At 63.4% G+C, this 21,011-nt stretch carries 18 protein-coding genes; 11 read left to right on the forward strand and 7 right to left on the reverse strand.

From position 1 onward, the window contains the following. From FFS21_RS28615 to FFS21_RS28635, 5 genes are all read left to right on the forward strand, one after another. The coding region (locus tag FFS21_RS28615; RefSeq protein ID WP_137928069.1) for a type VI secretion system Vgr family protein at window positions 1–2,136 on the forward strand (2,136 nt) is incomplete at its 5' end. Next, entirely contained in the window at window positions 2,133–2,996 is an 864-nt protein-coding gene (locus tag FFS21_RS28620) for a hypothetical protein (RefSeq protein WP_137928070.1), read from the forward strand. The genes FFS21_RS28615 and FFS21_RS28620, both read left to right, overlap by 4 nt. Next, a complete protein-coding gene (locus FFS21_RS28625) occupies window positions 2,993–4,309 on the forward strand; it encodes a WD40/YVTN/BNR-like repeat-containing protein (protein WP_137928071.1) in 1,317 nt (438 codons plus the stop codon). Before FFS21_RS28620 ends, FFS21_RS28625 begins: the two co-directional genes overlap by 4 nt. 103 nt (window positions 4,310–4,412) lie before the next feature. Continuing rightward, on the forward strand, window positions 4,413–5,276 hold the full coding sequence (locus FFS21_RS28630) for a hypothetical protein (RefSeq protein ID WP_137928072.1): 864 nt from the start codon (window positions 4,413–4,415) through the stop codon (window positions 5,274–5,276). Beyond that, a complete protein-coding gene (locus FFS21_RS28635; protein WP_137928073.1) occupies window positions 5,273–6,589 on the forward strand; it encodes a WD40/YVTN/BNR-like repeat-containing protein in 1,317 nt (438 codons plus the stop codon). Before FFS21_RS28630 ends, FFS21_RS28635 begins: the two co-directional genes overlap by 4 nt. Window positions 6,590–6,678: 89 nt before the next feature. Here FFS21_RS28635 and FFS21_RS28640 read toward each other — a convergent pair whose 3' ends face one another. The 5 genes from FFS21_RS28640 to FFS21_RS28660 form a co-directional block, all read right to left on the reverse strand. Next, the gene (locus FFS21_RS28640) at window positions 6,679–8,118 is read right to left on the reverse strand and encodes an FAD-binding oxidoreductase (protein ID WP_137928074.1); all 1,440 of its coding nucleotides are present in this window, start codon (window positions 8,116–8,118) and stop codon (window positions 6,679–6,681) included. A gap of 12 nt (window positions 8,119–8,130) precedes the next feature. After that, window positions 8,131–8,934 carry a 4-hydroxy-2-oxoheptanedioate aldolase gene (gene hpaI, locus FFS21_RS28645; protein ID WP_137928075.1) on the reverse strand — a complete coding sequence of 268 codons (804 nt, stop codon included), beginning with the start codon at window positions 8,932–8,934 and terminating at the stop codon, window positions 8,131–8,133. 53 nt (window positions 8,935–8,987) lie between these two features. Continuing rightward, entirely contained in the window at window positions 8,988–10,439 is a 1,452-nt protein-coding gene (locus tag FFS21_RS28650; RefSeq protein WP_137928076.1) for an NAD-dependent succinate-semialdehyde dehydrogenase, read from the reverse strand. A gap of 110 nt (window positions 10,440–10,549) precedes the next feature. Beyond that, the gene (locus tag FFS21_RS28655) at window positions 10,550–12,073 is read right to left on the reverse strand and encodes a UxaA family hydrolase (protein WP_137928085.1); all 1,524 of its coding nucleotides are present in this window, start codon (window positions 12,071–12,073) and stop codon (window positions 10,550–10,552) included. Window positions 12,074–12,092: 19 nt separating this feature from the next. Further along, window positions 12,093–13,115, reverse strand: a complete 1,023-nt coding sequence (locus tag FFS21_RS28660) for a tripartite tricarboxylate transporter substrate binding protein (protein WP_137928077.1) — start codon at window positions 13,113–13,115, stop codon at window positions 12,093–12,095. Between the two features lie 144 nt (window positions 13,116–13,259). Between FFS21_RS28660 and FFS21_RS28665 the strand changes: the two genes are divergently transcribed. The 4 genes from FFS21_RS28665 to FFS21_RS28680 all read left to right on the forward strand — a co-directional run bounded on the left by FFS21_RS28665 (window position 13,260) and on the right by FFS21_RS28680 (window position 17,381). Beyond that, window positions 13,260–14,270 (forward strand): LysR substrate-binding domain-containing protein, encoded by a 1,011-nt coding sequence (locus FFS21_RS28665; RefSeq protein ID WP_137928078.1) that lies wholly within the window; start codon window positions 13,260–13,262, stop codon window positions 14,268–14,270. Further along, complete coding sequence (locus tag FFS21_RS28670; RefSeq protein ID WP_137928079.1) at window positions 14,267–15,538, forward strand: NAD(P)/FAD-dependent oxidoreductase; 1,272 nt, start codon at window positions 14,267–14,269, stop codon at window positions 15,536–15,538. Before FFS21_RS28665 ends, FFS21_RS28670 begins: the two co-directional genes overlap by 4 nt. Before the next feature lie 212 nt (window positions 15,539–15,750). Continuing rightward, the gene (locus FFS21_RS28675) at window positions 15,751–16,611 is read left to right on the forward strand and encodes a histidine kinase (RefSeq protein WP_249359727.1); all 861 of its coding nucleotides are present in this window, start codon (window positions 15,751–15,753) and stop codon (window positions 16,609–16,611) included. Continuing rightward, the gene (locus FFS21_RS28680) at window positions 16,608–17,381 is read left to right on the forward strand and encodes a LytR/AlgR family response regulator transcription factor (protein WP_137928081.1); all 774 of its coding nucleotides are present in this window, start codon (window positions 16,608–16,610) and stop codon (window positions 17,379–17,381) included. Before FFS21_RS28675 ends, FFS21_RS28680 begins: the two co-directional genes overlap by 4 nt. Before the next feature lie 8 nt (window positions 17,382–17,389). Here FFS21_RS28680 and FFS21_RS28685 read toward each other — a convergent pair whose 3' ends face one another. After that, entirely contained in the window at window positions 17,390–17,725 is a 336-nt protein-coding gene (locus FFS21_RS28685) for a 2TM domain-containing protein (protein ID WP_137928082.1), read from the reverse strand. A 300-nt stretch (window positions 17,726–18,025) separates the two neighbouring features. On the opposite strand from FFS21_RS28685, the gene FFS21_RS28690 reads away from it, so the two are divergent. Beyond that, a complete protein-coding gene (locus FFS21_RS28690) occupies window positions 18,026–19,030 on the forward strand; it encodes a cytochrome-c peroxidase (RefSeq protein WP_137928083.1) in 1,005 nt (334 codons plus the stop codon). Between the two features lie 249 nt (window positions 19,031–19,279). Then, a complete protein-coding gene (locus FFS21_RS28695; RefSeq protein ID WP_249359724.1) occupies window positions 19,280–20,392 on the forward strand; it encodes a collagen-like triple helix repeat-containing protein in 1,113 nt (370 codons plus the stop codon). 59 nt (window positions 20,393–20,451) lie between these two features. On the opposite strand, the gene FFS21_RS28700 is transcribed toward FFS21_RS28695, so the two are convergent. Then, window positions 20,452–21,011 (reverse strand): J domain-containing protein (locus FFS21_RS28700; RefSeq protein ID WP_249359726.1); only part of this gene is annotated, 560 nt, incomplete at its 5' end.

Raw genomic sequence — 21,011 nt, forward strand, 5'->3', positions numbered from 1 at the left:
TTGGATGTGGCGCGCTATCCGGCGCGCGAGTACCAGGTCCAGTACGGCGAGACCGACTACACCTTCTTCAAGCGGCTGACTGAAGAATGGGGAATCAGCTTCTTTTTCGAACACTCGGACGGCCGCCATCGGCTGGTGCTGACGGATGGTAACGGTGCCTTCCGCAAGCCCGCGAGCGCTGCATATCACGCGGTGCGGTGGCACGATTCGACGGGGCGAATCGACGAGGAGCATCTCTACGAGTTCTCGATGATCGACTCGCTCGTTTCGGGCGCGTGGGTTTCCAACGACTACGATTTCGGCAAGCCTCGGGCAGACCTGAGCGTCGGGACGCGGGATGCGCGTCGCACGGCGCACGCTGAACACGAGGTCTACGAGTGGCCGGGGGATTACGCGCAGCCTGCCACTGGCAATGATCCATGGAAGGAAGGGGACATGCTCTCCCGTGTCCGAATGGAAGCGCTGCGCCAACACCGCACCCGGGTGGCGGGGAAGGGGAACCTTCGAGGGCTACCGGCGGGATGCACCTTCACACTCGCGCACCATCCGCAGGAAGCTGCCAACACCGAGTACCTGGTTTTCGCCACGCATCTGACGCTTGAGGATGTGGCGGAAGAATCCGGACAGGCGCAGCGCTGGGCGTGCGCATTCGCATTCGAAGCCCAGGTAACGAAGGAGGTCTATCGTCCGGGCCGGGAAGTGATGAAGCCCCGCACGCATGGACCTCAGACCGCGATGGTCGTGGGACCCGCAGACCAGCAGATCTGGGTGGACGAGTACGGACGCGTGAAAGTCCAGTTTCACTGGGATCGGGTCGGACAGCGCAACGAGAATAGTTCCTGCTGGCTACGCCAGTCCTCCGCCTGGCAGGGCAACCAGTTCGGCGCGAGCCACTTGCCGCGTATCGGACAAGAAGTGATCGTGGATTTCATGAACGGCGATCCGGACTGCCCGATCATCATTGGGCGAGTGCCCAATCGCGTGAATATGCCGCAATGGGAGCTGCCGAGCCAGCATGCGTTGTCAGGGTTCCGCAGCAAGGAGCTCCACGGCGAACGACACAACACCTTCCTGCAGGACGACACGGATGGGCAGATCCAGACACAGATCGGCAGCGACCACCACGCGTCACTGCTGAGCCTCGGCTATATCACGCGCGTTGCCGATGCAGAGGGACGGAAGGAAAAGCGAGGGGAAGGTTTTGAGTTGCGCACCGACGGCTGGGGCGTACTTCGCGCGGGTCAGGGCATGCTCGTCAGTACCGAGGCTCGCCCCGATGCGCAGGGGCACCACAAGGACATGCACGAACCGGTGCAGCGACTCGCGCGCGCAGATGAGACCCAGAGGAGCCTCGGTGATCAGGCCACACACCAGAAGGCGCAATCCGGCGAGCAACTTGACGTCGCCCAGGCGCTCAAGACGCTCAGCGACGAGATCCGGGGGACGGGCGAACAGGGGGAGCTGAGCGCGCCGCACCTCGTACTGGCGAGCGCAGCAGGCATCGTGGCCACCGCGACGGAAACCACGCACCTGCACAGTGACCGGCACACGGCGATCACGGCAGGCGGGCATCTGTCGATGGTTACGGGAAAGAGCTTTCTCGGCAGTGTCACGGATCGAGCGGTGCTGTTCGCCCAGAAGCTGGGCATGCGCCTATTCGCCGCCAAAGGGAAGATCGACATCCAGGCCCAGTCCGACGACATCGAGATCATCGCGCAGAAGGTACTCAAGCTCATCAGTGTCTCTGCGGTGGTGGAGATTGCCGCGAAGAAGGAGATTCTAATCAACGGCGGCAGCAGCTACATCCGCATCAACGCGAGCGGAATCGAGCATGGCACCAAGGGGAGTTGGAGGGCGCATGCCGCGTTGCATGAGATGCCGGGGCCAATGTTTCTGACGCGGGACATGCCATCCATGCCTCAGGGTGTCGCCGGGAGCTACAACCAGGCTTTCGTTGCGACATGGGCCGGAACGAGCGTTCCAGCATCGAGGATTTGCTATCGCCTGCGTGACGCAGCGGGACGGATTATCGATGAAGGGATGACGAATGACAGCGGCGAAACCGGCTTATCAGAGAGCCTCGTGCCTGAAGGAGTAGTGGTGGAACTGTATGACCGGCAACCGGATGCTACATGAGCGAAAAGAAAGAAAACCCTCTGGGACGCGGCGACGCCATCCATACGCCGGCAAGCTGGCAGGACCGTGCGAAGGTGCTGGCCTCGTCATGCGACAAGATCGTTCCGCCTGCCACTGACGGCATCGTTGGGCAGTGCATCTACTACTACCGGCCGCTGCATCAGGAGTATGTCAAAAAAAGCGGTCTGACGACTTGGGAAGCCATCAAGGCATGGCTGAGCGTTTGGAACCCTTGGGATGACCAAGAAGCGATCCGCAAGTTGCTCGTGAACAGGGATGCCCTGATCCAGCCGTCGAGCGATTCTCCGCTGTGGTCGCGCGCGACGAACTTCATGATGCGTCATATCGGTTGTGGCCACCAGTTGCCGAACTATTACATCGGCTACGGGTACTACTACTGCTCGAATTACGGGGCGAAGCTGGAACCGCGCCTGAGCCAGCAGGGAAAGGCGTGGCTGGAAGAGGCCAGGCTTCTCCTGCAGAACAATATGGAGGATGGTCTGGGTCAGAACATGAGAGGGGGCACGATTGTGATCTCATGCAAGTACAACGCGAAGCGCGGATTCAGTATGAGCGTTCCCCAGTACGAGCTTGAACTGGACAGTGAGCGATTCAAGGAGTTTGCGTTCAAGACGCATGTGCCGTCCTATCTAGACGCGGGATTGGCGCAGCTTGCGATGGATGATCTGCGCAGGATTGCCGGCCAGCCAAATATCGAGGAATGGCTGGACGGCGACACGTGGGAGCAAGCGGTGGATAGCGGCGTGGAAGTTGGCAAGGAGAAGATCAGGCGTCCGGTGAGAACGGCTACGGAGACGGGGGAAGCGTTGGTTGGTTTGATACGGGATTTGTGGAAATGAGTCGCCGCCTGTTGTTGCGAATAGTGGTCCTTGGGCTGATGCTGGGGGCCGTCGGATATGGATGCAGGGGATTCTGGATGTGGACGGAACATGCGAGAGTACTGGCGGAGGACAAGCCCTATGGCGGGGCGGACTTCCGGATAAAGGGGCACCAGGCCCTGTGGTTAAAAGTCTCGCCGCCATTGATTACCTTCAAACCAATAGAGGAGCGAAGTCGGCCGGGCATTGCAGAGCCGACTGAAAAATGGATGTACTCATCGTCAGAGCGGCTCAGTCGCTATACCGTGCGCTTCTTCTCGGGCAACCTTCAGCAAGATCTAACCAAACGATTCGAGCAGTTTGCCCAGAACGCAGCGTGGTGGGTCAGCCCCGACTGGAAGGTGATCTATATCGCGACGCAGTGGCTGGACTATAACCAGGCGAACGGCCCCGATGGATATGGTGTGTCGTACCACAAGCTGTGGAAGAGCGTAGATGGCGGCCTGACATGGAACCGGCTGTCGTGGCCAGAGAGCCAGAACATCAGCCAGCTTGCGTTCCTCGATGCGAATCGCGGCTATGCCATTGGATGGGGACCGAGGATCTGGCGCACGGCAGATGGGGGTCAGCGGTGGGAGGAAATCAAGGCGCCGCCGCTAGCCTATCAGGTCGATGTAGCGCGCACGCGTGCCGCGCAGGCCGAGCTCCGCAGTGATGCGCCGGTCGTTCGGAATGCACGCTTTACGTTCACATCGTCGTCCCTGGCGGACAACGGTGTGTACTTCTTTGCTTTTTTTTCGCCACAGCCATACGGCGGGAAAAAGAACGTCAGCCTGGTGTATGCCCTGCGCTGGGATGACGCGGCGGACATCTTTGTGCGTGCCGTCGAACCGCGCGGTGCGGAGATGGCGATTCCGGAGGCAACCGTGGTCGACACGTTGTGGGTGCCGGAGACGGAGCAGGGCATGCGGGGCCACCGGCTTTACCTGCTGACGGAACAAGGCATGCCCCATGACTACAGCATTCCACATGACTCGAACCGCAAACGTCCGGCGGGCATCTGGCGATGGACAGGAACAGAGGCCACGCATTTAAAGACCTTTAGCGACGACATATCTCCCGCAGCGCTGTATTCGGGGCGAGATGGCTTGCTGATGATCGACGCGAGCAGCAGCAGGAATGGGCATGACATCGCACTGATCAGCCGGAACGATGGCGAGAGCTGGGAGAAGCAGGACGAAGGATCTGGAGCCGCCGGCGGGCATTTCGAGAACGGTGGAACCACCAAGTGGCGCTACTTTGGATACACGTTGTACAGGCGTGAAGTTCGTTAGTCAGGAAGCCATGCGCATGCCCGCGGGAAGCGGAATGTTACAGCGCAATGTCTGACTCACCCACTCACGGCCAGTAGTGGATTTACAAGCGAGGGAAAGTTGGATGAGCAATGACCGGGAGAATCCGCTGGGGCGCGGAGAGGCTATCCACACACCGACGAACTGGCAGGACCGTGCGAAGGTGCTGGCCTCGTCTTGCGACAAGCATGTTCCGCTTGCCGCAAGGCACATCGTCGGGCAGTGCGTCTACTACTACCGGCCGCTGCATCAGGAGTATGTCAAAAAAAGCGGTCTGACGACTTGGGAAGCCATCAAGGCATGGCTGAGCGTTTGGAACCCTTGGGATGACCAAGAAGCGATCCGCAAGTTGCTCGTGAACAGGGATGCCCTGATCCAGCCGTCGAGCGATTCTCCGCTGTGGTCGCGCGCGACGAACTTCATGATGCGTCATATCGGTTGTGGGCATCAGTTGCCGAAGTACTACATCGGCTACGGATACTACTACTGCTCGAACTATGGCGCCAAGCTGGAGCCGCGCCTGAGCCTGCAGGGAAAGGCGTGGCTGGAAGAGGCGCGGTTTCTGCTGCAGAACAACATGGAGCGTGGTCTAGGTCAGAACATGAGAGGGGGCACGATCGTGATCTCTTGCAAGTACAACGCGAAGCGGGGATTCAGTATGAGCGTTCCCCAGTACGAGCTTGAACTGGACAGTGAGCGATTCAAGGAGTTTGCGTTCAAGACACATGTGCCGTCCTATCTAGACGCGGGATTGGCGCAGCTTGCGATGGATGATCTGCGCAGGATTGCCGGCCAGCCAAATATCGAGGAATGGCTGGACGGCGACACGTGGGAGCAAGCGGTGGATAGCGGTGTGGAAGTTGGCAAGGAGAAGATCAGGCGTCCGGTGAGAACGGCTACGGAGACGGGGGAAGCGTTGGTTGGCTTGATACGGGATCTGTTGAAATGAGTCGTCGCCTGTTGTTGCGAATAGTGGTCCTTGGGCTGATGCTGGGGGCCGTCGGATATGGATGCAGGGGATTCTGGATGTGGACGGAACATGCGAGAGTACTGGCGGAGGACAAGCCCTATGGCGGAGCGGACTTCCGGATAAAAGGGCAACAGGCCTTGTGGTTAAAAGTCTCGCCGCCATTGATTACCTTCAAACCAATGGAGGAGCGAAGTCGGCCAGGCATTGCAGAGCCGACTGAAGAATGGATGTACTCATCTTCGGAGGCACTCAATCGCTATACCGTGCGCGTCTTCTCGGGCAACCTTCAGCAAGATCTAACCAAACGATTCGAGCAGTTTGCCCAGAACGCAGCGTGGTGGGTCAGCCCTGACTGGAAGGTGATCTATATCGCGACGCAGTGGCTGGACTATAACCAGGCGAACGGCCCCGATGGATATGGTGTGTCGTACCACAAGCTGTGGAAGAGCGTAGATGGCGGCCTGACATGGAACCGGCTGTCGTGGCCTGAGAGCCATAACATCAGCCAGCTTGCGTTTCTCGATGCGAATCGCGGCTATGCCATTGGATGGGGACCGAGGATCTGGCGCACGGCAGATGGGGGTCAGCGGTGGGAGGAAATCAAGGCGCCGCCGCTAGCCTATCAGGTCGATGTAGCGCGCACGCGTGCCGCGCAGGCCGAGCTCCGCAGTGATGCGCCGGTCGTTCGGAATGCACGCTTTACGTTCACATCGTCGTCCCTGGCGGACAACGGTGTGTACTTCTTTGCTTTCTTTTCGCCACAGCCATACGGCGAGAAAAAGAACGTCAGCCTGGTGTATGCCTTGCGCTGGGATGACCCGGCGGACATCTTTGTGCGTGCCGTCGAACCGCGCGGTGCGGAGATGGCGATTCCGGAGGCGACCGTGGTCGACACGTTGTGGGTGCCGGAGACGGAGCAGGGCATGCGGGGCCACCGGCTTTACCTGCTGACGGAACAAGGCATGCCCCATGACTACAGCATTCCACATGACTCGAACCGCAAACGTCCGGCGGGCATCTGGCGATGGACAGGAACAGAGGCCACGCATTTAAAGACCTTTAGCGACGACATATCTCCCGCAGCGCTGTATTCGGGGCGAGATGGCTTGCTGATGATCGACGCGAGCAGCAGCAGGAATGGGCATGACATCGCACTGATCAGCCGGAACGATGGCGAGAGCTGGGAGAAGCAGGACGAAGGATCTGGAGCCGCCGGCGGGCATTTCGAGAACGGTGGAACCACCAAGTGGCGCTACTTTGGATACACGTTGTACAGGCGTGAAATTAGCTGACCTTGTTCGCGTAGACATTCAGGTGTTACGCGATTAAGAAAACCCGGGGGGCCAGGCCCCCCCACCTTCCCGCCATCAAAAAAACACACTCAATCCATCCTCGGCAACACCCTTCCCGGATTGAGGAGGTTCTTCGGGTCCAGCGCCCGCTTGACCTGCCACATCAGTTCCAGCTCCACCGCAGACTTGTACTTGATGAGGTCGTCGCGCTTGGCGACGCCGATACCGTGTTCGGCTGAGATGGAGCCGTTCTCGGCGTAGGCCAGGCCGTCTACCAGGTCGGAGATGGGCTGGTACCACTGGGCCAGGAAATCCTTGGCGTCGCGGTCTGCGGGGCGCAGGGGGTTGAAATGGACGTTGCCGTCGCCCATGTGGCCGTAGATCACCATGCGCGTGGCAGGTTCCAGTGCGAGCACGGCGGCGGAGGCGGCTTCGATAAATGGTGCCACGCGCGACAGCGGCACGGAGACGTCGCACTTGATGCTGCCGCCGGTGCGGGTCTGGGCGTCCGAGATTTCCTCGCGGATGCGCCAGAACTGCTGCACATCGGCCAGGCTCGATGCCACGGCGGCGTCCACGACCAGTCCCTTTTCGAGTCCGGCTTCGAGGATTTCCATCAGCGTGCCATTCAGGCTTTCCTCGTCGGTGCCCGAGGTCAGTTCGATCAGCACCATCCAGTCGTGGCGGTTCTCCAGTGGCGAGGGGACATCACCGAGGTAGCCAAGCACGAGGTCGAGTGCGGGAGACGAGATCAGTTCGAACGCGGTGACGGCCTGGCCGGAGAGCGAGCGCGCTTCGCCCAGCAGTTTCACGGCGGCGTCCGGGCTTTGCACGGCGACGAACGCCACGGCGGTGGCGCGCGGCTGTGGCATCAGTTTCAGCACGGCGCCCGTGATGATGCCGAGCGTGCCTTCGGCGCCGACGAACAGGTGCTTCAGGTCGTAGCCCGTGTTGTCCTTGCGCAGGCCCTTGAGCGACGAGAAGATGCGGCCATCGGGCAGCACCACTTCAATGCCGAGTACAAGGTCGCGCATATTGCCGTAGCGCAGCACGGCGGTGCCACCGGCGTTGGTCGACAGGTTGCCGCCGATCTGGCACGACCCTTCTGAGCCGATACGCAGCGGGAACAGGCGGCGGCTGTCATCGGCGGCGGCGCGTGCGGCGGAGAGCGTGACGCCGGCTTCGAGCGTCATGGTGTCATTGACCGTGTCGATGGCCAGCACGCGGTTCATCTTCTTGAGGCTGATGACGGTGGCCGTGCCGCTGTCATCGGGCACCGCGCCGCCCATCAGCGAGGTGTTGCCGCCCTGCGGCACCACGGGCACGTCGTGTGCATAGCACCACGCCATCACCTGGCTGACCTGTTCCGTGGTGGAAGGCAGCACGACGAGCGGTGACTTGCCGTGATAAATGCGGCGATAGTCGGTCACGAACGGTTGAGTGTCGGCCTCGGCGCTCAGGCAGCCGTTGGGGCCGACGATGGCCTGCATGGCTTGCAGCAGCACATCGGAGGAGGGCAGGGCGGTCATCTTCGGTATCGGTCAGTAGGCGGCGCCCGGAGCGGCGATCGCGTTGGCCCGGTCGGGCAGGAATTCGGCGGCGAGCTTGCGTGCGGCGTTAGCATAGACCAGCACATCCACGCCCGTGGCCACAAACGTGCAGCCCAGGTCCAGATAACGGCGTGCCAGCGTGTTGTCAGAAGTCAGCGTGCCGGCAGCCTTGCCGCTGGCAACGATGGTACGCATCGCCTGTTCGATCTGCGCCTGCACTTCGGGGTGGCCGGGCTTGCCGCGATGGCCCATCGACGCGGCCAGGTCGGCGGGGCCGATGAACACGCCATCGACGCCATCCACGGCGCAGATTGCTTCCAGGTTCTGCATGGCAGTAACGGTTTCAGCCTGCACCAGCAGGCAGACCTCGTCATCGGCCACGTCGAGATAGTCCTTGCGGGCACTCCATTGCGAAACACGCGCCACGGCGCTGCCCACGCCGCGCACGCCAAATGGCGGATAGCGCGTGGCGCGCACCAGCGCGGCGGCCTGCTCGGCGGTGTCGACCATCGGCACCAGCAGCGTGCGCGCGCCGATATCGAGCAACTGCTTGATCAGCGCGGTCTCGCCCGATACGGCACGCACCACCGCCTGCGAGCGGTATGGGGCCAGCACTTGCAGCGTGCGCAGGATCGAGCGCACATCGTTGGGCGCGTGCTCGCCATCGACGAGTAACCAGTCGAAGCCAGCCGTGGCGGTGATCTCGGCCATGTAGGGCTCGGCGCCGGACATCCAGAGGCCGATTTGCGGCTGGCGTGCGGCCAGTGCGGCCTTGAACGGGTTATGGGCGGGCATGGAAGGGGCGTCTCCTTGAAATGTCTGGGGCTGGCTGTCGAAGATCCTGCGGATCAGCCAAGCTGGCCCTGGCAGAGATACTTGGTATGCATGTAATCGTCAAGTCCATGGCGCGATCCTTCGCGGCCATAGCCGGATTCCTTCACGCCGCCGAACGGTGCGGCTTCCGAGGCGATGGCGCCTTCGTTGATGCCGACGATACCCGTTTCCAGCGCCTGCGCCACGCGCCAGATGCGCCGGACATCGTTGGAATAGAAGTACGCGGCCAGGCCGAAAGGCGTGTCGTTGGCGTCGCGCACCACCTCGTCCTCATGCGTGAAGCGGAACACGGGGGCCACCGGGCCGAAGGTTTCCTCGTGCGCCAGTGCCATATCGGGCGTGGCACCGACGAGCACCGTGGGCGCGTAGTAGTGAGGGCCGTCGCCGGTGCGAACGCGTTCACCGCCGACCACCACGCGCGCGCCGTGGCTCACGGCATCGCGCACATGGCGATCGATCTTCTCCACGGCGCGCGCATTGATCATCGGACCGATTTGCGAGGCGGGATCGGTGGCGGGGCCAACATGCAGGGCGCCGACGCGTGCGGCCAGCTTCTCCACGAAGGCATCGTGTACGCCCGCCTGCACGTAGACGCGGTTCGGGCAGACACAGGTCTGGCCGCCGTTGCGGAACTTGGCGGCCATCAGGCCATCGACGGCGGCGTCGAGATCGGCATCGTCGAACACGATGAACGGTGCGTTGCCACCCAGTTCGAGCGACAGCTTCTTGAGCGTGCCCGCCGACTCGCGTGCGAGGTGCTTGCCGACCGGCGTGGAACCCGTGAACGTGATCTTGCGCACGCGGGGGTCTGCCAGCCAGGCATCGACGACGGCTGGCGTGTGTTCGCGCGAGGCGGTGACGATGTTGAGCACGCCGGCTGGTAATCCTGCCTGTTCTGCCAGGTGAACCAGTGCGAGCGCGGTGAGTGGCGTGTCTTCGGCGGGCTTGGCCACGACCGTGCATCCCGCAGCAAGTGCTGGCGCGATCTTGCGCGCGATCATTGCCAGCGGGAAATTCCACGGCGTGATGGCGGCCACCACGCCCACGGGTTCTTTCAGTACGAGCATCTTGCGGCCCGGCACGGCTTCCGCGATGACGTCGCCGCAGATGCGCGTGGCTTCCTCGGCAAACCATTCCACGTACGAGGCGCCATAGCGTACCTCGCCCACGCTCTCATGCATCGGCTTGCCTTGTTCGGCGGAGATGATGCGTGCGAGGTCCTGCTCGTTGGCGAGGATCAGGGCATGCCAGCGCTTGATGATCTGCGCGCGCTCACGCGCCGTGCGGTGGCTCCAGGCGGGGAATGCTGCTGCGGCGGCGTCGGTGGCGCGTTTTGCGTCATCGGCATCGCTGTCGGGGACGCTGGCGATGATGTTGCCGGTGGCGGGGTCGGTGACGTCGAAGCGGGCGCGGCTGTCGCACCATTCGCCCGCGATGTGGTTTTGGGTGTGGAGGAGGGGGAGCATGCGCGAAGGTTGAAGCGTAGTCGGTGGTTGAAAGGCTGGCCCTCACCCCCGGCCCCTCTCCCGCTGAGCGGGAGAGGGGAGCAAACCGAGGGGAGAGCGGGGGTCGTTGGTTAGCTCACAATCCCCACATGCCAGGGCACGAACTCATGGTCACCCAGCCCCAGCAGTTCGCTCTTGGTCGGTTCCCCCGACGCGGCCCGCAGGATATGCGCGAAGATCCGTTCGCCCATCTGCGCCACGCTCAGTTCGCCGTCGAGCACGAGGCCGCAGTTGATGTCCATGTCGTCTTCCAGCCGGTGATACATCGGCGAGTTCGACGCGAGCTTGATGGTCGGTGCAGGCTTGGAGCCGAACATCGAACCACGGCCCGTGGTGAAGCAGATCAGGTTGGCGCCGCTGGCGATCTGGCCGGTGGCGGCAACGGGGTCATATCCCGGCGAGTCCATGAACACGAAGCCGGCCTTGTCGATGCGCTCGGCGTATTCGTACACGGCCTGTAATGGCGTGGTGCCGCCCTTCATCGCGGAACCAAGCGATTTCTCGAAGATGTTGGCGAGCCCGCCTTGCTGATTGCCGTGTCCCACCACGCCATTGAATTGCGCGTTATGCCCGGCGGTATAGCGTTCCCACCACGCCAGCCGATCCAGCAGCTTCTGACCCACCTCGGGTGTCACCGCGCGCCGCGTGAGCATGTATTCCACGCCATGAATCTCCGGTGTCTCGGAAAGTATCGCCGTGCCGCCATGCCGCACAAGGATATCCATTGCCGCACCGAGCGCCGGGTTGGCCGTGATGCCCGAGAAGCCATCGGAGCCTCCGCATTCGAGACCGATCTTGAGATGGCTCGCGCTGACCGGCTGACGCGTGAACGCGTTGGCGGCTGGCAGCATCGATTCCACCGCGCGGATACCTGCTTCAATCGTCGCGCGCGTACCGCCCGTGTCCTGCATGACAAGCGTGTGCAGGTTCTCGCCCGGCACCAGTCCCTGCGATTCCACGAGTGACGCCACCTGGTTGCGCTCGCAGCCCAGGCCGACGATCAGCACGCCAGCCAGGTTTGCATGTTGCGCATAGCCCGCCAGCGTGCGGCGCAGCAAATCGAAATGCTCGCTCGGTGATGACATGCCGCAGCCGCTGCTCTGCGCGAATGCCACCACGCCATCGACATTGGGAAACGCGGCAAGCCGTTCCTTGGTGAAATGCGCGGCAATGTGCTTGATCGCCGTGGCCGAGCAGTTCACCGACGACAGGATGCCGACGAAGTTGCGCGTGCCCACGCGGCCATCGGGGCGCACGAATCCCATGAACGTCGCACGCTCCGATTCGGGCACGTAGTCCACGGGACGCACATCGCGGCAGAACTCGGGATCGCGATAGAAATCCACGAGCCGCAGGTTGTGGCTGTGCACGTGATCGCCCGGTGCGATGTCGCGGTCGGCCACGCCGATCACGGTGTCGTACTTGCGGATCTGTTCGCCCTGGGCGATGGCGCGTGCGGCGATCTTGTGGCCGGCGGGCACCTGGGCGCGCGCACGCACGCCCAGTTCTTCCAGACGCTGGCCCAGCGTCAGGTCGGTGCGTGCGATCAGCACATTGTCGTTGGCGTGCAGGCGAATGACGGGGTTTGGGGTCACAGTTGGCAAGGGATGCAGGTCAGCTCTGGGCGAGCATGTCCTTGAGTTTCAGGCGCTGGATCAACTGCGTTTCCTGCGTATACACCTCGGCCACGTACTTCTTGTAGTCGGGGCCATCGAGATACATGATCGGGGCGTCGAGCTTGGCAGCGACGGACTTGAACTCGGTGCTGGCCACGGCATCGCGGAAGGCATCGCGCAGTTTCTTCTCGATGTCGGCGGGCAGGCCCTTCGGCGCGCCGATGCCGTTGGGCGCTTCCACCACGAGGTTGTAGCCCAGCTCCTTGAGCGTGGGCGTGTCCTTGAAGCGCGGCGTGCGCTGCTCGCCCCACGTGCACAGCAGCCGCAGCTTGCCAGCTTCCACATGCGGCGCCCACGAACTGGAATCCGCGAGCAGGTCTACCTGATTCGCCAGCACGTCCTGCAGCGCCTGCGATCCACCCTTGTAGGCGATGGCGTTGAATTTCACGCCTGCGGCCAGCGCAAACTGCTCCATGCCCACATGCGTGGCGCCGCCGATACCGGCGTGGGCATACGTGATGCGGCCCGGATTGGCCTTGGCTTCGGCGATCACATCTGCCAGGGTCTTGAAGCGCGAGCCGGCCGGCACGGCAATGCCGAACGTCTGCCCCGAGGTGCGTGCGAGATACGTCAGTTCATTGCGCGGGTCGAGCTGGAGCATGCCGAGCTGCGAGAACCGCGTCACCGAAATCGGAATCTGGCCGATGGTGTACCCATCCGGGTTGGCGCGCGCCAGTGCCTTGGTGCCGATCATGCCGGACGCGCCCGCGCGGTTTTCCACGACGATGGATTGCTTGAGGATGCCCGACGCCACCTGGCACAGCGCGCGCATCGACTGGTCTGCCGTGCCACCAACGGGCCAAGGGCAGATGAACGTGATGGGGCGGTCAGGATACGTCGCGGCGTGCGCCACGCGCGGCATCAGCAGGCTGGTGGTACTGGTGGCAGCAGCAGCGGTGGCGGCGGCACTGCCTAGCAACAGGCGGCGGCGCATCGGGCTGGCGGGATGGCCAGGTTTCATGGGGGTTGTCTCCGGTCAGGATCGTTGTGTGTCGCAACGGGTCTTTGCCCATCGCCATGCCTGCATTGTGGACATGCTGGTCATAACCATCCAATCAAAAATTGGCATTGCTTCATAGGCTTTGGGTTATGTAGACTCCACGGCATGGCACATATCGACCGCGCCTTCCGCTCCAATATCAAGCTGCGCCACCTGCAATTGCTGGTGGCGCTGGACGAATTCCGGCATCTGGGCCGCACGGCAGAATTCCTGTCGGTCAGCCAGCCGGCGGTGTCGAAAGTGCTGGCCGAGGTGGAAAAGATGCTTGGCATGACGCTGTTCACGCGCTCCACGCGCGGCACCGAACCTACGGCAGCCGGCGAATCGCTGGTGCGCTTTGCGCGCTCGGTGCTCGCCCAATACGATGTGACGCGTGATGAGATCGAAGCGGTGGCCAGCGGCGCAGCAGGGCGCGTGCGCGTGGGATCGATGGGCGCGACCTTGCCGGTGCTGCTGGCGCAGGCCGTGGCGCGGCTCAAGGATCGCTCGCCGCGCGCGACTGTGCTGATCGAAGAAGGCGATCTCACGCACCTGCTGCCGCGCTTGCGATTGTCGGAACTCGACCTGATCGTCGGGCGGCTCGAACCGGCATACGCCGCGCCGGACCTTGTGACCGAGGCGTTGTACGAGGAGCCGATGGTTGCCATCGTCGCGCCTGCGCATCCGCTGGCCAGAAAGAAAAAGGTTGGCTGGGCCGACCTCGCTGCATATCCGCTCGTGCTGCCGCCGCCGTGGGCATCGCTGCGCGTCAAGATCGAACAGGCATTTTTCCGGCACGGGCAGCAGCCGCCGGCCGATATCATGGAATCGTCTTCTTACCTCGCGGTGACCACCTTCGTGGCGCAGCGGCAGGCCGCCGGTTTCGTGGCCCGGTCGGTGGGCCGGCAGATGCAGGCTGAGGGACGTTTCCATGTATTGGCGATGGACGTGGAAGTGGAGTTGCCGCCCGTCGGACTCATTACGTTGCGCGAACGTCGCCTGCCGCCGAGCGTGGCCGAACTTGCCGCATGCCTGCGCGAGACGGCGCAAGATATCGTGCAGAGCAGCGTGCAGAACGTTCCCACGCGTCGCCGCAAGACCTCAACATCCCGCAAGACCGCAGTCAGAACCTCATGACAGACGCTTTTAAACTTTCTCGTACGCGCCAGACCGATGTGATCGTGCTCGGTGCCGGCATCGTCGGCGTATCGACGGCACTCGCTTTGCAGCAACGCGGCCATGCCGTGTGTCTCGTGGATCGCAACGCCCCGGGACGCGAAACGTCCTATGGCAACGCCGGCATCATCCAGCGCGAAGCCGTGCAGCCTTACGCATTTCCGCGCGCATGGCAGGCGATCCTGCGCGTGGCGGCACGGCGCGGCAATGACGTTCACTATCACTTGCGTGCGCTGCCGTCGCTGGTGCCTGCACTTGCACGGTACTGGCATGCCTCGGCGCCGCAGCGCTATGGTCCGATCGTCACGGCTTATGCGGCGCTGATTCGCCATTGCATCGACGAACACGCGCCGTTGATCGAGCGTTCCGGCGCGCAGGATCTGATTCGCAAGTCGGGATGGCTGGAGGCGTATCGCACGCCTGCCGCGTTCGAGATCGCCGCAAAGGAAGCGAAGGAAGTGGCGACCACGCACGAACTTCGCCATGCGGTATTGGATAGCGCGGCACTGGCTGCACAGGAGCCGGCATTGCGGCAGCCACTCGCGGGCGCGGTGCATTGGCAGGACCCGTGGACCGTCAGCGATCCCGGCGAACTCGTGGCGCGTTATGCCGCGTTGTTCGAGCGCGAAGGTGGCGTGTTCGTGCGTGGTGATGCAGAGACGCTACGGCAACAAGGCAGTGGCTGGACGGTGCGCACCGCCGATGGCGATGTGCGCGCCGAACACGCAGTGATCGCGCTCGGACCGTGGGCGGCAGGCTTGACGCGAACGCTCGGTTATCGGCTGCCGCTGTTCGTGAAGCGCGGCTATCACCGGCACTATGAGGTGGCTGCCATGCCGGAGCGTCCTTTGCTCGATACCGAAAATGGCATCCTGCTGGCGCCGATGCGTCAGGGGCTGCGACTCACGACGGGCGCGGAATTTGCGCATCATCACGCTGCGCCCACGCCTGTGCAGTCCGAGCGCGCGGAGATGTTGGCAGCCGACCTGGTCTCGCTGGGCAAGCCCGTCGAAGCCAAACCGTGGATGGGCGCACGGCCCTGTATTGCAGACATGCGACCCGTGGTGGGGCGTGCACCGCGTCATGCCGGTCTCTGGTTCCATTTCGGACATGGACACCAGGGGCTGACGCTGGGGCCGGCCACAGCGCGGCTGCTGGCCGAGTTGTTCGATCGCGAGCCAACTTACGTGGACCCCACGCCTTACGATCCACGGCGGTTTGGTAACTGAGTCGGCAACTGACGCTTCCGCAACGGATCGCGCCGTATTGCGGTCATTGACGCCGGATTTCCGTCGATCCGCGCCAACCCGGATGTTGGCGCACGCGGCGCGGTGGTAATCTCGCGCCATTCCCTGCCACCCGGACTGCCGTGCGTCACGTCGATCCCGATCTCTGGCGGACACCCGCCGACCAGCAAGCCTATGAGGAAGCACGGCGACGCGTGCGCGGCCTGCGCTTCTTCTATCTCCACCTGGTGATGTATATCAGCGTCAATGCGGCGCTGATCATCGCGGGGCTGCTGTCATCGACGCATCGTCCATGGGGCGGTGCGCCGCTGATGGGCTGGGGCATTGGGCTGGCTGCACACGGCATCGTGACGTGGAGCCGTGTAGGCATGCTGGGACGAAGCTGGGAAGATCGCAAGATTGCCGAGTACATGGCGCGCGATCAGGTGCGCACGCTGTCCACGGAAAAGCAGCTTGTGGAAGCACAGATGCGGCTGCTGCAAGCGCAAATCGAACCGCATTTCCTGTTCAACACGCTGGCCAACGTGGTCAGTCTGATCGAGCCGGCGCCGCAGAAAGCCACGCTGATGCTCGAACACTTCATCGCCTATCTGCGCGCGTCGCTGGCGGCCAGCCGCGCCACGCAGGGCACCGTCGCGCAGGAAGCACGGCTGCTGCGCGACTATCTCGCGCTGATCAAGATCCGCATGGGCGACCGGTTGCAATACACGGTCGATATGGATGCCTCGCTCGATGGTGCGCCGCTGGCGCCGATGCTGTTGCAGCCCGTGGTGGAGAACGCGATCAAGCATGGGCTGGAGCCGAAGATCGAAGGCGGCCATCTGCTGGTGAAGCTGGAGCGGCGCGGCCCGCGCATGCTGGCGACCATCGAGGACGATGGCATGGGCTTCAAGCCCTCTGGCGGTTCCGGTGTGGGTCTCGCCAACCTGCGCGAGCGGCTGGCCGTGCTCTATGACGGCGACGCGCATGTCCGTATCGAAGACCGTGCCCCAGGCACTGCCGTGCTGATCGAGATTCCCTTGCCCCGTACATTCCGAACCGGAGACGCTGCATGAACCCCACCGTGCCCACAGCGTTGATTGCCGATGACGAGGAACATCTGCGCGCGCATCTGCGTGGCAAGCTCGCGCGGCTGTGGCCCGAACTCGATATCGTTGCCGAAGCGGCCAACGGCATCGAGGCCGCTGAAGCCATCGCCCGGCATGCACCCGCCGTGGCCTTCCTCGATATCAAGATGCCGGGGCTGTCCGGGTTGGAAGTGGCGCAAGGCATCGAGACCGATACGCGTCTCGTGTTCGTCACGGCGTACGATGAATTCGCGCTCGATGCGTTCGATCGCGCGGCTGTGGATTATCTCGTCAAGCCGGTCACCGACGAACGACTCGGTCGCACCATCGAACGATTGCGCAAGGCGCTGCAGGACGCCGCGCCGCTGCCGGAACTCGCGCAACTGCTGGGGCAGCTCACGCGCGGACAGGCCCGCAACGAGAGTGGTGCGGGTCCACTGCGCTGGGTGAGAGCGAGCCGTGGCAATGTGACCAGCCATGTGCCGATCCAGGACGTGCTGTATTTCCAGAGCGATGACAAATACGTGGTGGTGCATACGCGCGAGGGCGAGCACCTGATCCGTACGCCGCTGCAGGAACTGATCGATGGACTCGATCCCGAAGTCTTCTGGCAGGTGCATCGCTCGACCATCGTCAATATGGAACACGTAGCGGGCACGCGTCGCGACGATTCGGGAAGGCTGTTTGTGCGGATGCGCGAGGGCGACACCGAACTCGCGGTGTCGCGTGCCTACGTGCATCGCTTCAGGCAGATGTAACCACGGTACTACTGGCGATCCATGAACTCCTGGATCTTGCGGCTTTCCCAGTCGCGGCCCCGGCGCGACAACCGGGAATAGACCAACACCCCGTGTATCGCCAGCCCGAGTCCCCACGCCAGCGTGGTGGTCAGCGGCCAGGGCCAGCCGTGCTCCGCATAGTGCGACCACGACGGGCTGGGGAAATAGAAGAAGCGCAACCACAGCCAGCTGTTGACCACCACATAGACCATCAGGTGGATATACCAGCCTCGCAGCGCCCGCACCATGCGGCGCGCACGCCAGTAGGCCCATGCTTCATCGCCGGCGTCGCGGGAGGGAGGAAATCTGGATTCGTGTCGCATCGGAAACCTCGTCATCAATCGGTTGGGAATGCGTAAGGTATAAGCCACGTTGCGCGCACATGCCAGGCGCGTACGCCGAATCGACAGGAACGCGACGCGAATGACAGAAAGGCAGTGTGAATGACTTGTCTGTTTTCGCGCCGGGCGCAACAAATCGCGCGTGGACCCGCCGCAAACGGAAGGGAGATTGCGGCGATGGCCGATGTGGCTTGATGGCTGTCAAGGCTGTCAATGCGGTGTGGGCGCTTAATCGATTGCGCTGCTCCGGCATGTGGTGGGGCAGGCAAACGGACTGCTCCCATGACCTTCCATACAACTCTCCCCCTCATCTCCCTGCTGGCTGCGTTCGCACTGACTGCCGGCGCTGGCGCGGCTGCCGCGCAGGAGCCGATCCAGCCCATCGTGGCGCACAAGGTGATCGATCCCGCGCGCGTCGAACTCGGCAAGAAGCTCTGGTTCGAGCCGCGGCTGTCGCGCTCGGGATTTATCTCCTGCAACTCGTGCCACAACCTCAGCATGGGGGGCTCGGACAACCTCAAGGTGTCGATTGGCGACAAGTGGCAGCAGGGTTCGATCAACTCGCCCACTGTGCTGAATTCGAGCCTGAACTTCGTGCAGTTCTGGGATGGCCGCGCAAAGGATCTCAGGCAACAGGCGGAGGGGCCGATTGCGAATCCGGTGGAAATGGCCTTCACGCATGCGCTGGCCGTGGATACGCTGAAATCGATTCCCGAATATGTGAGCGAGTTCAAGACCGTCTTCAAGACGGATCGCCTGACCATCGACGAAATCACGCGGGCCGTGGCCGCGTTCGAGGAAACATTGGTCACACCCAATGCGCGCTTCGACAAATGGCTCAAGGGCAATCGCGCGGCAATCGATGCGCAGGAACTGCGCGGTTATCAACTGTTCAAGTCCGCAGGTTGCGTGGCGTGCCACAGCGGCACCAACCTGGGCGGCTCGTCGTTCCAGAAGATGGGCCTGGTGGCGCCGTACAAGACAGGCAACCCATCGGAAGGACGCGCGGCCGTGACCGGCAAGGATGCCGATCGATTCAGCTTCAAGGTGCCGACGCTGCGCAACGTGGCGCTGACCTATCCGTACTTCCACGATGGCGAGGCGGCCACACTGACCGAGGCGGTGGATGTGATGGGTCGCCTGCAACTGGGCCGCACGTTCACGCCGCAGGAGAACGCGGACATCGTGGCTTTCCTGCATACGCTGACTGGCGATCAGCCTCGTCTCACGATGCCGATCCTGCCGCCGTCGCGGGACAACACGCCCAAGCCCAAGCCGTTCGAATAATCCGTTGAATGAGGCGGCCGATGTGCCGCAACTGTCGGCGCGTTACGTAACACGTAACGGCACCGACCCGATGGGCCGCGCGTATCAAACGTGCGGCCCATTTGTATTCCGATGTGCGAAGCGCATGGTGGGCGCGGGTTTGCGGGCCATGCGGTGCGAGCCTGGCCCGTGTGTTTGCAGCGCACGCTTCAATGGCACGGCGGTTGCCTTCTCGGTGTCCATCCCAACACAGAACGAGAGAGGCGCATCGTGCAGAAGGAACAATACTGGATTGGCGTGGTGGTCAGCGTGGCGGCGTTGCTGGGTGGATGTGCCAACGGGCATGATGGCAAGCCCGGTGCGACCGGATCGGCTGGCGTGCAGGGCGTACCGGGAGATGCCGGGGCCGCTGGTGCGACGGGTGCAACGGGTTCCACGGGGGCAACGGGTGCAACGGGTGCGCAAGGATCGCAGGGTGCGGCGGGTACTGCCGGTGCTACGGGTGCCACGGGTGCCACGGGGGCGACCGGCGCCGCAGGCGCTACAGGCGCTACGGGTGCCACTGGAGCGACTGGCTCTACAGGAGCGACGGGTCCTACCGGAGCCACTGGCCCGACAGGACCTATCGGCGCGACAGGGCCAACCGGTCCGACACCGCTGGCCGAAGTCGGTGCGGTGGTCAGCAGTGTTGGCAATACCGTCGGCACGCTCGGCACGGGTCCGCTGGCGGCAGTGACGGCGCCAGTCGGATCGGCCGTCAAGCAGACCGGCAGCCTGGTGGGTGGCCTCTCGCCAACGGTGCTGGCCGATCCGGTCAATCAACTGCTGACTACCACCAACACGGCTATCGTGCCGTTGACCTCGGTCCTGGGCAACGCCACGCAGACCATCGGCGCCACGACCGGTCTTGGCGGCTCGCTCGATAATTTGCTGACGGCTGTAGGGGGCGTCGTGAATCAGACCGGTACGACGATTGCCCAGACCCACGTGCCGGTTGTGGGTGAGGTCGGCGGCATCGTGGCAACCGTGGGCACGGCGGTGTCGGCACTGGGCGGAGCGGTCGTGACGCCGGGCGGCACCTCGCCCGCGAATCCGCTGGCACCCGTCACCAGCCTGCTGGGCAGCCTCGGCGGCATAACGTCGCCGGGCGGGACCCTGCCAGGTGCGCCCGCCGTGCTGGCGCCGGTGAGCCATCTGGTGACATCGACCGTGGGCGCCGTCACGAACGCGACGGGCGGCGGCCCGCTTGCGCCGGTCCTGAAGCCGGTCACCGATGCACTGAAGGGTGCAACCGGCGGTGGCGGTACGACCAGCCCGGTCAGCCCGGTTGGCAACCTGCCGATCGTCGGCGGCCTGCTCGGTACGCTCGCACCGCAGCGGTAGCGGTTGGTGCGATGGCTGGGTGCCCGGGTATGTCTCGGACACCCGCCATCCGATTCCCGCTACGACCGCACGCCGAACAATCCACGCCAGAACGAATCGAAGGTGCCGGTGTCCTGTCGTGGGTGTCGCTCTTCCTCGCTGACGGATGCTGCCGCCTGTGGCGGTGCGTTGCGCGATTGCTGGAGCGCCCAGACGCTGTCCGCGACGCGCGCCGCCAGGCCGGCTTCGCAATCGCGACCGAGCAGGGCGCCAAAGATGACGTCGCGATTGTGTCCGAGGTCGGCAAAGCGCATGGCGATAGTCACCATGCGCTCGTAGTGTTCCTGCGCGATGCGCTGGGCTTCACGCTGGGCCGCGCGTTCCTGTTCTTCCTCGGCAGCGTGCTCGGCCTGCCAGCGCTGCATCTCGCGTTCGAAGACCTCGTCGTAGACCTGGCGCTGCACGGCATCGGAGAGGATGGCGTAAGCGTTGCGTACTTCCTGGAAGGCGTCGTGGGCCTCGGCTTCGCGGCCGAGGTTCCGGTCGGGATGCCATTTCATCGCGGCACGACGGTATGCGCGTCGGATCTCGTCCTGTGTGGCGTCGGATTGGACGCCGAGCGTGGCGTAGAGGGTGGTCA

It is taken from the genome of Cupriavidus sp. 2SB (assembly GCF_005503625.1).
In the GTDB taxonomy this organism is placed as follows: Bacteria; Pseudomonadota; Gammaproteobacteria; order Burkholderiales; family Burkholderiaceae; genus Cupriavidus.